An 11,935-nucleotide genomic window follows, 5' to 3' on the forward strand; every position below is an offset into this window, starting at 1 on the left:
GTCCATCGATGGACCGATCTCAAAGCAACCGACCGAAGTCGACGATCCGCACCTGGCCCTGGTCAGGTCCTGGCCCTGTGCTCCAGGTCGCCCAGCGTGGCCGGGAGCGCCGCCAGGGCGGACAGGGCGCGGCCCTGGCACAGGTCCACGACGTCGTCGTACGCGCGGGAGTCGTCCGTGCGCACCCGGGCGTGGTCGCGGACGTGCTCCGCGAGGAGCAGGGCGTCGCGGTGGTCGCCCAGCACGGACTGGATCCGGTGGCCGACGTCGCCCAGGGCCTTGGTCCTGTCGCCCAGCAGCCGGACCGGCTCGCGGGTGACGGCGTCGCAGGTGTGCCGCAGCCGGCGGGCCGCCTTGCGCAGCTCGTGGGCTGCCTCGGGGTCCGCGAGCCGGGGCGCGGCGTCGAGGGTGCGCCGTGCCTGCCGCCGCACCGTCCGGCGGGCCGCCTTCCTGGCCGGCTGCGCCGCCCGGTCACCGAGCCGGGGCCGGGCCGCCCACTCGGCCAACAGCCGGTCCAGGTCCCGGCTCCGCTCCGACCGGACCCAGCGCACCGCCTCCGCGTGGGCATGCAGATGGGCAGCCCGCAGCGGGTCGACGAGAGCGGACCGGGCGTCGTCGTCCAGGCCCGCGGCGTCGGACGCCGCGGCGGCCTGCTGCGCCCGCACCTCCAGGTCGCGCGCCTTGCCCAGCACGTCGCCGAGCTCCTTGAGCCGGGACCGGAGCGCGGCCGCGGCGTCCCGGTCGAGGTACCGGCGGAACGCGGCCAGCACGTTGCGCAGGCGCCGTACCGACGTGCGCAGCCGGTGCACGGCGTCCGGCTCGTCGGCCAGCGCCGCGGGGACGTCGTCGTGGATCCGGCGCACCAGGTCGCCGACCGCGAGGGTCAGCAGCTCGCCCGCGGTCCCGGGGCGCGTCGTGCCGTCGTCGGTGGTGGCGATTCACCCAGGCTATCGCGCTCGCCGCATTCGCAAGTTCAACTTGGCACATTGAACTTGCCAAGTCATGCTTGTACGATGCGAACAGACCTGGTCATCATCGACAGTGCCCGCAAGCGCGGTTACGCCGACGAAGACCTTCTCCATGTGATCGCGAAGGCTATCCGCGTGATCGTGCAGTCCGACGGAATGACCATGTACATCGGCCCCGACCTGGCCGGCCGCATCATGGAGGTGGGCACCATCGAGCGCAACGGGCGCGAGATCGTCGCCCATGCCATGCGCCCGGCACGGGCCAAGTATCTCGCGGAGCAGCCGCGACGACGCAGGAGGTGAAACCCATGACTGAACTCACGTCCGAGGAGCTCGCCGAGATCGAGCGCCGCTTCGAGAACTTCGACGTCGACCAGGCCGAGGTCTACGACGTCGGTACCGACGGGCTTCCGCCGCAGGTAGTGCTCGTGCGTGCCATGGCCGAGCGCGAACTCTTGATCCGACAGGCCGACCAGGTGATGAGAGACGCTGTCGGCACGGCTCGCGCGGCGGATCTCTCGTGGCACAAGATCGGCATGGTGCTCGGGACCACCGGTGAGGCCGCGCGTCAGCGTTACGCGAAGGGCAAAGCGAGTGCGAAGGTCAGCCGCGCCAAGGGCGACGGGGACACCCGTGCGGCGAAGGGCCGGATCAGCGCCTGAACGTCAGCCGGCGCGGACGACGTCGACGCCCAGGGCCTCGATGCGCTCGGCGTCCGCGTCGTCGAGCGCCAGGTCGCAGACCACCGTGTCGAGCTCGTCCAGCGACAGCACCCGGTACTTGGCGTAGCTGCCGAACTTGCCGCTGTCGGCGAGCAGCACGGTCGTGGTCGCGGAGGCCATGGCCGCGCGCTTCGCCTCGATCTTGGCCTCGACCGGCGTCGTGACGCCGTGCCGCGCGTCCCACGAGCTCGACGACAGGAACGCGATGTCCAGCGACAGCTCCGCCAGGGTCAGCGCGGCGAGCCGCCCGATCGTCGACTGGTTGTCGGGGTCGACGCGCCCGCCCACGCTGATCAGGTCCACGCTGGGGTGGTCGAGGAACGCGAGCACGGTGCTGAGGTCGTTCGAGACGACCGTGAGCCCGGTGCGCTCCTCCAGGAAGGGGCGCATCGCCTGCACCGTGGTGCCGGCGTCGAGGTAGAGCGTCATCGAGTCGGTGACCATCTCGGCCGCCGCGCGGGCGATCGCGGTCTTCTCCGCGAGGCCGGTCACCGCCTTCTCGGCGCGCCGGGGCTCGTTCAGCAGCCGTGTCACCAGGGTGGCGCCGCCCTGCGTCGCGCGCACCCGGCCCTGCTCGGCGAGCAGCGCCACGTCCCGGCGCGCGGTCATCTGGCTGATGCCGAGCAGCTCGGTGATCTGCCGGTAGCTGAGCACCTGCTCCGTGCGCAGGTGCCGCAGGATCTGCTGCCTGCGCTGCTCCGGGATCAGCGCCGTCGTCTTCGCCATCATCGCCTCCTGCGCGTCAGTCTAGGGTTCCGGGGTCCATGGGCTGCCCCACCGGTCGGCCAGCTCGCGGATGTTTCCGGGCGCAAGCTCGTGGCGCTCCGAACCGGCCGTGAGCAGCGCGATCCGGCACGCCTCCTCCAGCTCCGTGGCGCGGTCGACCGCCTCGTCCAGGCTCGCCCCGGCGACGACGGCGCCGTGGTTGGCGAGCAGCGCGGCGCGCAGCGGCCACGGCGCGGCCAGCAGGTCGTCGCCGAGTGCCGGGTCGCCCGGGTGCCGGTAGGGCAGCAGGGGCGCCTGCCCCACCCGCATCACGAAGTAGGGCGTGAGCGGCGGCACCGCGTTGTGCGCGGCCCACGGGGCGAGGCAGGCCAGCGCGACGGCGTGCGGGGAGTGCACGTGCACCACCGCGCGGTAACCGTCCTCGCGCTGGTAGAACGCGGTGTGCAGCGGCGTCTCCTTGGAGGACCGCGCGCCGCCCAGGTGCGTGCCGTCGAGCGAGACCTCAGCGATGCCGTCCGGCGTCAGCCGGCCCAGCGAGGTGCCCGTGCCGCTGATCAGGACCCGGTCGCCGTCGCGCACGCTCACGTTGCCGCTGCTGCCGGGGCTCAGGCCCGCCTCGACGAGCTCGCGGCCGGCCGCGATCAGCGCGGCCACGGGGTCCGTCACCTGGGCGGCGGGGTCGGTCGAGACGCTCATGCCAGCACCTCCCACGCCTGGGTGAACAGGTCCTCGCCGCCGAAGTTGCCGCTCTTGAGCGCGAGCGCCACGTTCTTGTCGGTGCTGCCGTCGACGTCGCCCGCCGCCCAGCAGACACCGGGGGCCAGCTCCGGCCCGATGTGCAGCGCGCCGACGCCGAGCGCCCGCACCACGGCGCCGCTGCTCTCGCCGCCCGCGACGATCAGGGCCGTCACCAGCCCACGCTCCACGAGCAGCCGGGCCACCCCGGCGAGCACCCGCTCGACCACCGGCGCCACCTCGACGCCGTCCAGATGGGACCGGACGTCGGAGCGCTCGCGCGCCGCGCACACCACGGGGTGCGCGTCCGGGGACTGCTCCTCGACCCACGCCGCGAGCGCGGCGATCGTCGCCTGCTCGTCGGCAACCGCGGCCGCGACGTCGATCAGCCGCACCGGCTGCGTCCGAGCCGCGTGGGCGATCTGGGCGAGCGTCGTCGTCGACACGCTGCCGCACAGCACGGCGCCGCGCCCGGACTTCGGGGCGGACCACAGGGCGTCGGGCAGCCGCGGCCCGGGGATGCCGAGCGCCAGGCCCGAACCGCCCGAGACCAGGACGTCGGCCGCCGTGGCGGCGCCGATGGTCACCAGGTCGTCGTCGGTGATCGCGTCGACCACCGTGTAGCGGGCGGCCGAGGCGTCGAGCGCGTCCCGGACGGCGTCGGCCCCCTGCCGCACCGCGGCGAGCGGCACCTCGTCGACGTCGTGCGTGGTCTGCGGGCGCAGCAGGTCCGCGACACGCGACCGGGTCATGGGCGTCAGCGGGTGGTGCCGCATCGAGGAGTTCTCCAGCAGGTCGGCGCCCACGAAGAGGTGCCCCTGGTAGACCGTGCGCCCGTTGGCGGGCAGCGACGGCACGACGACGGCGCGGTCCGCGCCCACGGCGTCCGCCACGGCGTCGAGCACCGGGCCGATGTTGCCCTCGTCGGTCGAGTCGAACGTGGAGCAGTACTTCACGTAGAAGCGGCCGGCGCCCCACGAGCGCAGGCGGGCCACCGCGTCGAGCGAGACGGCGACGGCCTCGGCGCGCGGCGCGGTGCGCGTCTTGAGCGCGACCACCACGGCGTCGACCTCGGCGAGCTGGGCGGGGGAGAGCGTGCCGTCCTCGATCACCACGGAGACGCGGTGACCGGACGTGCGCAGCATGGTCGCGAGGTCGGTGGCGCCGGTGAAGTCGTCGGCGATGGATCCGAGCATGCTCAGATCTTCTCACACTGTGTGAGTATTTGATGCGAAGTTGGACGAGGTTAGAAACTGTGGCACAGTTGCCGCCAGCCCGCTCGAACGCCGAGCGGGTGCACGACGATCGGAACAACGGTGATCCTCAATCACGTCTCCCGGACGCGAGCTTCGCTCCGCGTCGCCCTGACGGGTGCGAACGGCGGCTACGGGCGCACGTTCCTGGCCCAGCTCGCGCTGACGCCCGAGATCCGCCCGGCGGTGCTGGTCGACCCCGACGTCGCCGGTGTGCGGCGCATGCTCGACGAGCTGGGCTACCCGGCCGAGCGCGTCGCCGAGTCGGCCGATCCGGCCACCACGGCGCGCCTGGTCGAGCAGGACCGCATCGCACTGCTGGCCTCGGCCGACGCCCTGGACTGGGCCGGCGTCGACGTCCTGGTCGAGGCCTGCGGACGCGTCGCGGCCGGCTTCGGCTACGCCGCGGCGGCCCTGGGGCACGGCACGCACGTGGTCATGGTGAGCAAGGAGGTCGACACCGTCGTGGGCGCCGACCTCGGCGCGCGCGCCGCCGCGAACGGCCTCAGCTACCTGCCCGGCGACGGCGACCAGCCCGCCAACCTGCTGCGCCTGGTCGACTGGATCAGCGCGGTCGGCCTCGACATCGTGGCGATCGGCAAGTCCGGCGAGTACGACCTGGAGCTCGACCCCGCCGGCGGCCGCGTCACCCAGGCCGGCGTCACGGTCGAGGCCCCGGCGCTTCTCGACCTGCTGGAGCTCGGCGACGACGTCGCCGGCACCCTGGCCCGTCGCGCCGACGCCGTACGCGGCCTCAAGCGCGCCGCCGCCGCCGACTCGTGCGAGATGACCGTGGTCGCCACTCGCACCGGCACGTCCGCCGACGTCGAGGCCATGCACTACCCCGTGGCCCGCATCGCGGAGCTCGCCGACATCTACGCCGCCCGCGAGGACGGCGGCATCCTGACCCACGACGGCGTCGTCGACGTCTTCTCGGCGCTCCGGCTGCCGGGCGAGGCGAGCTTCGCCGGGGGCGTGTTCGCCGTGGTCCGGACGGGCGACCCGGTCACCTGGGAGCTGCTGCGCGGCAAGGGCCACGTGATCAGCCGCGACGGGAAGTACGCCTGCATCTACTGGCCGTACCACTACATGGGCGTCGAGACGCCGCTCACGGTGCACGCCGCCGTGGACCGAGTGCCGGCCCTGCCGGCCCGCTGGACCACGCTGCTCGCCGCCCGCGCGGCCGCCGACCTGGCGGTCGGCACGACGCTGCGCGTCGAGGGCCACCACCACGAGATCGCCGGGGTCGCCCCCGTGATGATCGACCCGGCCGAGACAGCCGCCCCCTACGCCATCGCTCCTTACTACCTGCTCGACGGCGCGCGCCTCGCGCGTCCGGTTGCCGCGGGCACCCTGATCGGCCTGGCCGACGTCGACGGCGTCGACGCGCCCGCGCTGGCCGCCTACCTCGCGGGCACGGCCCGCACCACCACCACGAACGGAGACGATCGATGACGATTCTCGCCCCGTGCACGCAGGCCGCACGCTCACGCAAGGAGCTGACGGCATGACCGCCGAGATCGTCGCCCTGATCGGGCTCGCGCTCGTCTTCGGGATCTCCGCGCTGCGGAACGTCCACATGGGCGCGCTCGCGCTGGTGGCCGCCTTCGTGGTGGGCATCGGCGTGGTGGGGGAGGGCCTCGACGACGTGCTCGGCGGGTTCCCCGTCGACGCCCTGATCATCCTCGTGGGCATCACCTACCTGTTCGGCATCGCGCGCGAGACCGGCACCATCGACTGGCTCGTGGACCGCTCGCTCGGCCTGATCGGCGACCGGGTCGCGCTGCTGCCCTGGGGCCTGTGGCTCATCGCCACCGGCGTCGCCTGCCTCGGCACCTCGCACGCCGCGTTCGCCGTGGTGCCGATCGCCATGAGCCTGGCCGCGACCCACCGCATCAGCTCCACGATGATGGGCATCGCGATGAGCTCCGCCATCGTCGGTGGTGCGCTCGCGCCCACCAGCATCGTCGGCATCACCGTGCAGACCGTCGCCTCCAGCGCGGACATCCCGTACAACGCCGGCCTGATGTTCGGCCTGTCCGTCGGCGTCAACGCCCTGGTCGTGCTCGCCGCCTTCTTCCTGTTCGGCGGGCGTGAGCTGATCCAGCGCACGCGGCTGGCCCGTTCGGGGTCGGACGGCGGCGCGGGCGGCGGCACCGGCGGGTCCGGCGGCGCGACGGGCGGGTCCGGCGGCGGCGTCGCCACGCTGGAGCGCACGGAGGTCAAGGCGCCGGCGAAGATCACGGCGATGCAGGTGCTCGTGATCGTCTCGATCCTGGTGCTGATCGGCGGGTTCTTCCTGCTCACCACGCTCGACGTCGACATCAACCTGGGCGTGGTCGCCCTGACCATCGCGGTGATCCTCGCGCTCGTGGACCCGGGCGTCGGACGCCGCGGGATCTCGCGGATCGACTGGAGCACCATCCTGCTGCTGGGCGGCATCATCACGTACGTCGAGGTGCTCACGCGGCTCGGCGCCATCGACCAGCTCGGCGAGGCCGCGCGCTCGGTCAGCGAGCCGCTCGTCGCGGCGCTCGTGCTGTGCATCGTGGCGGGCCTGGTCTCGGCGTTCGCGTCGACCATCGGCATCATCGGCGCGCTCATCCCGCTCGCCGTCCCGCTGCTGATCCCGGGCGGTGGCCTGGAGATGACGGGCTTCATCTACGCCCTCGCGATCTCCGCCTCGCTGGTCGACTGCGCGCCGTTCGGCACCACCGGCGCGACCATCGTCGCCTCGACGGTGGAGCACGACCGGCCGACGGTGAACCGCAACCTCACCATCTGGGGCCTGTCGATGGTGATCATCGGCCCGGTCGTCACGCTGCTGACGATGGTCGTGCCCTTCCTCTGGGCCTGACCCGCCCCCGGCCGGAATCGCGCCTCAGGGCACGATCGAGTCCACGTAGCCGCCGTCCACCCGGACGGCGGCTCCCGTGGTCGCGGAGGCGAGCGGCGAGCTGAGATAGGCCACCATGTTCGCGATCTCCTCCGGCTCGATGAGCCGCTGGAGCAGGGACTGCGGGCGGTACAGCCGCATGAACACCCGCTGCGCCTCCTCCCAGGGCAGGGTCTCGTCGACGAGCTCGTAGACGAAGTTCTCGACGCCGCCGGTGTGGGTGGGGCCGGCGATGACGGAGTTGACCGTCACGCCGGTGCCCGCCGCCTCCTTCGCGAAACCGCGGGAGACGCCCAGCAGGGCCGTCTTCGAGACGCCGTAGTGGATCATCTCGGCCGGGATCACGATGGCCGAGTCGCTGGCGATGTTCAGCACCCGCCCCCAGCCGCGCGCCGTCATGCCGGGCAGCGTCTCGCGGGTCAGGCGGACGGCCGCCAGCACGTTGACCTCGAAGTACCGGCGCCACTGGTCGTCGTCGATCTCCAGGGCCGGCACGCTGCCGAAGATGCCCAGGTTGTTGACCAGCACGTCGACGTCGCCCACGGCGGCGAGCACCTGCGCGGCCCCCGCCGCGTCGGTGACGTCGCCGGTCGCCGCCACGAGGTCCCGGTCCGCCGACTCCTCGCGCAGCTCGTCGATCGTGGCGACGACGCCGTCGGGGCGGCGTCCGTTGATCGCCACCCGGGCGCCCGCGTCGGCGAGCGTCGCGGCGATCGCCCGCCCGATGCCCTGGGTCGAGCCCGTCACCAGTGCGGTCCTGCCGGTCAGATCGATGCGCATCTTTCCCCTTGCTCTCTCGTCTGCTCCGTCGGTCGTCCGCCCGGAAGCCGGCCGACTGACTGAGTCGATCGACCGTCCGGAGGCGAGCTGACCTGGGGCGTGGGTGCCGGGTGGGCCGAATCCCGTTCGGCGTGGCCCCGTCCAGTTCACCCAGCCTGAACTATCCGGCTGAGCCCGCAAACGCAGGCTCCAGCCGAACGAGATCCGGCCCAGCCGACCACCCCTCCACCCGTCACGTCACCCCCGGGTCCGCCCGGCATCGGACGCCGGGACCGCCCGGTATCAGACGCCGGGACCGCGCCGTCGGGGTGGACGTTCTTCGGCGGCGCTCAGTCGTCGGGGCGGGACCAGCGGTCCCAGAGCCACAGCAGGAAGACGAGGACCAGGAACGCGGGGATGCCCGCGACGCCGAGCCGGGCGAACCAGCTCGTCATCTCGGCGCCGAGGCCCGGCTGCGACCCGTCGGCGCTGCTCGGTCCGTCAGTGCCGTCCGTGCCGCTGCCGTTCTCGCCGGTACCGCTCTGGCCGGTGCCGTCGCCGCTTGCACTGCCGCCTCCGCCGTCGCTTGCACTGCCGTCTCCGCCGTCGCTTGCACTGCCGTCTCCGGCGCCGTCGGCCGAGCCGGACCCCGAGCTGCCGCCCGACTCCTCGGGCGTGCCGACCGGGATCCCGAGGTCGGCGAGCCACCCTGTCACCGTGTCCGCGAGGTCGGCCCCCGGCAGGTCCGCCGGGTCGGATCCGGTGCCCGAATCGGCACCACCGCCGTCCGCACCGCCGCCGTCCGCACCACCGTTGTTCGCACCGCCGCCAGCACGACCGCCGTCGTCCTGGCCGGTCTCGGCGCCGTCACCTTCGGTCCCGCCGCCAGTCTGCGTGTCCGCGCCTTCGCCGCCGCCGGCACCGGTCCCGGCCCCGCCGTCGCCCGCACCCGCGCCGTCGCCCGCGCCTCCGCCGTCGCCCGCACCCGGGTTCGCAGCCGACTCTGCGGCCGGGGGGTCGTCGGGCTGGTTGGCGACCAGCGCCGCCGCACCGCCGCCGATCGCGAGCGCGGCGAGCACACCGGCCACGATCGCGGCCTCCTTCTTGCCGAACGCGGGCTTCGGGGCGCCCGCCGCGCCAGCCGCCCCCGCGCCCGCACCAGCCCCGGCACCCGCCGCACCAGCCACCGCGGCGCCCAGCGCACCCGTGGCCACGGCTCCGGCGACGAGGTGCTGTCCCAGGTCGCGGAGCATCCAGGACACCTCGCGCACGTCGACGAACGCGCGCGTGCACTCGGCACAGCCGTCCATGTGCGCCTCGACCCGGGCACGGCGCCGGGGGAGCAGCCGCTCCTTGAGGTAGTCGTGCATCGCGGCGCGGGTGGTGCGGCACTCCGGCTCGTTGACGGTCTGGGCGTGCGCGGCCGCGAACGCCCCGGCGAGGCGCTCCTCGGCCCGCCGTAGCCGCATCGTCACAGCGTGTGGACGCACCCCGAGGTCGCCGGCGATGTCGGCGACGGCCATGTCGTGGACGTGGCGGTCCAGGAGGATCTTGCGGTCGTCGTCGGCCAGGTCGGCCAGTGCCGAGCGGAGCATGGAGACGTCGGCCGCACGCTCCGCGCCCAGCTCGGTACCGGCGACCGGGGGCGTCAGCAGCTCCAGGGTGTCGTCCTCGACCGGGCGGCTGCGGCCTGCTTCCCGGGTCATCGAGATGGCCTCGTTGACCGCTGCGCGTCGCCAGTAGGGGGCGGGGTCGTCGATGGTGCCGCCGGTGGAGGCGATGCGGACCATCTTCTCGAGGGCGCGGCTGGTGGCCTCCTCGGCGTCGATGCCGGGTACGCGTGCTGCGACGGAGCGTACGACGTTGGGCCGGTGCACCACCCAGTCGTCGAGCTGCAACGCGCGTGCGGCAGTCATACCGGTCCATCCCCTCCCGTTCGGGGACCATTCCACCGAGGTCGGGCGGAAGCCGCGCGATGAATCGAAGAATGTGCGTCAACGCACGACGGGCTTGACGAGTGGCACGCGGACACCTACTTTGAGTGAAACTTCACGTAAATCTGGAGGGTGTCATGTCGGACCCGAGCCTTGAGAAGCTGATGCGCGCCAACCTGCTGGAGGTCTTCGGCGAGCGCGACCCCGCCCGCCGGGCGGAGGCGATCCGCCGGACCTACACCGAGGACGTGGTCTTTGCCGATGCGGAGGGCCAGGTCGAGGGGCACGAGGCCCTCGACACGAAGGTGCGGGAGATCCTGGACGGGGCGCCGGGCTTCGTGTTCCGCCCGGACGGGGACTTCTACCAGGTGCAGGACCTGGGCTACCTGGCGTGGGCGCTCGGACCCGAGGGGGCGCCGCCGGTCGTCCGCGGGACGGACATGGGCTTCGTCCGCGACGGACTGCTCGCGAAGGTCTACACCGTCCTGTTCCGCTGACGGGCATGGGCGGGTACGACGTCCCTCCGGAGTCGCCCTTCGCGTTCCTCGACGACGACCAGGCGCGCGCCTGGTACGCCTACATGAAGGTGCACCTGCGCCTGCGGTACGAGATGAACCACCAGCTCCAGGCCGACGCGGACGTCTCGCTGGCGGACTACGACGTCCTGGTCGCGCTCACCAGCGACCCGGACGGCCGGATGACGGTCTCCGACCTGGCCACGCGGATCGGCGCCGAACGAAGCCGGGTGTCTCACCAGGTGCTGCGCATGGCTCGCCGGACCCTGGTCGAGGTCACCCCGAGCGCGCGGGACCGCAGGGCGACGGACGTCACCCTGACCGACGAGGGGCGTGCCCTGCTCGGCCGGGCCTCGCCGGGCCACGTCGCGTTCGTGCGCTCCGTCTTCCTCGACGCGCTGTCGGGCGCGCAGACCCGGCAGCTGGCGGGCGCGTTCGAGCGCGTCTACGACCAGCTGATCGCGCACGGGACGCTCCCACGCCCCGCGGACCACCCCTGAGCGACGTCATCCCCGAGCGACGTCATCCCTGAGCGACGGAGCGCGCGCCCCGCACCGCCCACCACACCACGACGTAGAGCAGGAGCGTGCCGATCAGGGCCGCCCCGGCCCCGGTCGCGACGTCGGAGAGGACACCCTCGACGATGTCCCGGGGCGCCAGCCCCACGCTGTCGGACGACGACCCGGCGGACCACCAGCGGAGCGTGCCGAGCACGGCTCCGACCACCGCGACGGCGACGACCGCCCACAGCCCGCGGCGCGTCGTCCGCCAGGCTGCCGTGCCCTGTCGGGCCGCACCCCACCCGGGCATCCGTTCCCGCCGCCGCCAGAGGTACACCGCGATCACCACGAGCCCCATGACGGTGCTCACGTGCTGGAGCAGCCGGGCCCACGTGAGATCGCCGAACGCCGTGGCGCTCAGCAGGGACACGTGCGTGACCACCCAGCCGTCGCCGTGCGTGAAGGAGTCCCACACCAGGTGCGTGGCGATCCCGATCACCAGCGACAGCAGCACCCACCCGGTGCGTGCGAGCAGCGCGCCCGGCGCCGTCGCCCGCGGCGCGCCGGCTCCGGCGGCGTCGGCCCGCACGACGGCGGGCAGCAGCGCCCCGACCGGCCGCCGCGCCACCCGGAGGAACCCGTACAGCGCCAGCGCGTACGGCAGGCTCACCGTGACGGCCCCGACCAGGGAGTGCGACGTCGTCGCGTTCAGGAACGGCTCGTACCAGGACTGGGCGCTCACCGGGACCGGCGTGCTGCGCGCGAAGTACGGCAGGTCGGGCGCGACCGCCCCGGCCACGAGCGCGGCGGCGCTGAACGGGCGGCGCAGCAGGGGCAGCACCGCGGCGGGGTGCGAGAGCGTGAACGGCATGCGGGTCCTTCAGGGGCAGAGCCGGGGGGGGGGGCGCCGGGGGGGGGGGGGGGGCC

The 11,935-nt window shown here is 73.4% G+C and carries 13 protein-coding genes; 6 read left to right on the forward strand and 7 right to left on the reverse strand.

The window, feature by feature from the left end; translation table 11 throughout:
- Positions 1 to 62 precede the first annotated feature (62 nt).
- The gene (locus tag ACFWEJ_RS20930) at positions 63 to 863 is read right to left on the reverse strand and encodes a CHAD domain-containing protein (protein ID WP_377231116.1); all 801 of its coding nucleotides are present in this window, start codon (positions 861 to 863) and stop codon (positions 63 to 65) included.
- Positions 864 to 1,013: 150 nt separating this feature from the next.
- Here ACFWEJ_RS20930 and ACFWEJ_RS20935 point away from each other — a divergent pair, with 150 nt between their 5' ends.
- Positions 1,014 to 1,271 carry a hypothetical protein gene (locus ACFWEJ_RS20935; protein ID WP_377231117.1) on the forward strand — a complete coding sequence of 86 codons (258 nt, stop codon included), beginning with the start codon at positions 1,014 to 1,016 and terminating at the stop codon, positions 1,269 to 1,271.
- Positions 1,272 to 1,276: 5 nt separating this feature from the next.
- Positions 1,277 to 1,630 carry a hypothetical protein gene (locus tag ACFWEJ_RS20940; RefSeq protein WP_377231118.1) on the forward strand — a complete coding sequence of 118 codons (354 nt, stop codon included), beginning with the start codon at positions 1,277 to 1,279 and terminating at the stop codon, positions 1,628 to 1,630.
- Positions 1,631 to 1,633: 3 nt separating this feature from the next.
- Here the strand turns inward: ACFWEJ_RS20940 and ACFWEJ_RS20945 are convergent, their stop codons facing one another.
- The 3 genes from ACFWEJ_RS20945 to otnK are packed head-to-tail and all read right to left on the reverse strand — an operon-like array spanning position 1,634 to position 4,347.
- Positions 1,634 to 2,416 carry a DeoR/GlpR family DNA-binding transcription regulator gene (locus ACFWEJ_RS20945; RefSeq protein ID WP_377231119.1) on the reverse strand — a complete coding sequence of 261 codons (783 nt, stop codon included), beginning with the start codon at positions 2,414 to 2,416 and terminating at the stop codon, positions 1,634 to 1,636.
- A gap of 21 nt (positions 2,417 to 2,437) precedes the next feature.
- Positions 2,438 to 3,112, reverse strand: coding sequence for a class II aldolase/adducin family protein (locus ACFWEJ_RS20950; RefSeq protein ID WP_377231120.1), 675 nt, complete (start codon positions 3,110 to 3,112; stop codon positions 2,438 to 2,440).
- A complete protein-coding gene (gene otnK, locus ACFWEJ_RS20955; RefSeq protein ID WP_377231121.1) occupies positions 3,109 to 4,347 on the reverse strand; it encodes a 3-oxo-tetronate kinase in 1,239 nt (412 codons plus the stop codon). Before otnK ends, ACFWEJ_RS20950 begins: the two co-directional genes overlap by 4 nt.
- A gap of 120 nt (positions 4,348 to 4,467) precedes the next feature.
- Between otnK and ACFWEJ_RS20960 the strand changes: the two genes are divergently transcribed.
- Together ACFWEJ_RS20960 and ACFWEJ_RS20965 are read left to right on the forward strand one after the other, a co-directional pair.
- Positions 4,468 to 5,859, forward strand: a complete 1,392-nt coding sequence (locus ACFWEJ_RS20960) for a homoserine dehydrogenase (RefSeq protein WP_377231122.1) — start codon at positions 4,468 to 4,470, stop codon at positions 5,857 to 5,859.
- A 52-nt stretch (positions 5,860 to 5,911) separates the two neighbouring features.
- A complete protein-coding gene (locus tag ACFWEJ_RS20965; RefSeq protein WP_377231123.1) occupies positions 5,912 to 7,261 on the forward strand; it encodes an SLC13 family permease in 1,350 nt (449 codons plus the stop codon).
- A 24-nt stretch (positions 7,262 to 7,285) separates the two neighbouring features.
- On the opposite strand, the gene ACFWEJ_RS20970 is transcribed toward ACFWEJ_RS20965, so the two are convergent.
- A complete protein-coding gene (locus ACFWEJ_RS20970; RefSeq protein WP_377231124.1) occupies positions 7,286 to 8,080 on the reverse strand; it encodes an SDR family NAD(P)-dependent oxidoreductase in 795 nt (264 codons plus the stop codon).
- Between the two features lie 329 nt (positions 8,081 to 8,409).
- Positions 8,410 to 9,975 carry a zf-HC2 domain-containing protein gene (locus tag ACFWEJ_RS20975; RefSeq protein ID WP_377231125.1) on the reverse strand — a complete coding sequence of 522 codons (1,566 nt, stop codon included), beginning with the start codon at positions 9,973 to 9,975 and terminating at the stop codon, positions 8,410 to 8,412.
- Between the two features lie 155 nt (positions 9,976 to 10,130).
- Between ACFWEJ_RS20975 and ACFWEJ_RS20980 the strand changes: the two genes are divergently transcribed.
- Both ACFWEJ_RS20980 and ACFWEJ_RS20985 read left to right on the forward strand, forming a co-directional pair.
- The gene (locus ACFWEJ_RS20980; RefSeq protein WP_377231126.1) at positions 10,131 to 10,490 is read left to right on the forward strand and encodes a nuclear transport factor 2 family protein; all 360 of its coding nucleotides are present in this window, start codon (positions 10,131 to 10,133) and stop codon (positions 10,488 to 10,490) included.
- Between the two features lie 5 nt (positions 10,491 to 10,495).
- On the forward strand, positions 10,496 to 11,008 hold the full coding sequence (locus ACFWEJ_RS20985) for a MarR family winged helix-turn-helix transcriptional regulator (protein WP_377231127.1): 513 nt from the start codon (positions 10,496 to 10,498) through the stop codon (positions 11,006 to 11,008).
- Between the two features lie 22 nt (positions 11,009 to 11,030).
- On the opposite strand, the gene ACFWEJ_RS20990 is transcribed toward ACFWEJ_RS20985, so the two are convergent.
- Entirely contained in the window at positions 11,031 to 11,879 is an 849-nt protein-coding gene (locus tag ACFWEJ_RS20990; protein ID WP_377231128.1) for a DUF4184 family protein, read from the reverse strand.
- Positions 11,880 to 11,935 lie beyond the last annotated feature (56 nt).

The sequence above is a fragment of the Promicromonospora sp. NPDC060204 genome, from assembly GCF_042728455.1.
Taxonomy (GTDB): domain Bacteria; phylum Actinomycetota; class Actinomycetes; order Actinomycetales; family Cellulomonadaceae; genus Promicromonospora.

Bases quoted from the DNA above. Each gene is read 5' to 3' on its own strand.
- ACFWEJ_RS20935 (WP_377231117.1), top strand. From the start codon at position 1,014: ATGCGAACAGACCTGGTCATCATCGACAGTGCCCGCAAGCGCGGTTAC.
- ACFWEJ_RS20940 (WP_377231118.1), top strand. From the start codon at position 1,277: ATGACTGAACTCACGTCCGAGGAGCTCGCCGAGATCGAGCGCCGCTTC.
- ACFWEJ_RS20945 (WP_377231119.1), bottom strand. From the start codon at position 2,416: ATGGCGAAGACGACGGCGCTGATCCCGGAGCAGCGCAGGCAGCAGATC.
- ACFWEJ_RS20950 (WP_377231120.1), bottom strand. From the start codon at position 3,112: ATGAGCGTCTCGACCGACCCCGCCGCCCAGGTGACGGACCCCGTGGCC.
- otnK (WP_377231121.1), bottom strand. From the start codon at position 4,347: ATGCTCGGATCCATCGCCGACGACTTCACCGGCGCCACCGACCTCGCG.
- ACFWEJ_RS20965 (WP_377231123.1), top strand. From the start codon at position 5,912: ATGACCGCCGAGATCGTCGCCCTGATCGGGCTCGCGCTCGTCTTCGGG.
- ACFWEJ_RS20970 (WP_377231124.1), bottom strand. From the start codon at position 8,080: ATGCGCATCGATCTGACCGGCAGGACCGCACTGGTGACGGGCTCGACC.
- ACFWEJ_RS20975 (WP_377231125.1), bottom strand. From the start codon at position 9,975: ATGACTGCCGCACGCGCGTTGCAGCTCGACGACTGGGTGGTGCACCGG.
- ACFWEJ_RS20980 (WP_377231126.1), top strand. From the start codon at position 10,131: ATGTCGGACCCGAGCCTTGAGAAGCTGATGCGCGCCAACCTGCTGGAG.
- ACFWEJ_RS20985 (WP_377231127.1), top strand. From the start codon at position 10,496: ATGGGCGGGTACGACGTCCCTCCGGAGTCGCCCTTCGCGTTCCTCGAC.
- ACFWEJ_RS20990 (WP_377231128.1), bottom strand. From the start codon at position 11,879: ATGCCGTTCACGCTCTCGCACCCCGCCGCGGTGCTGCCCCTGCTGCGC.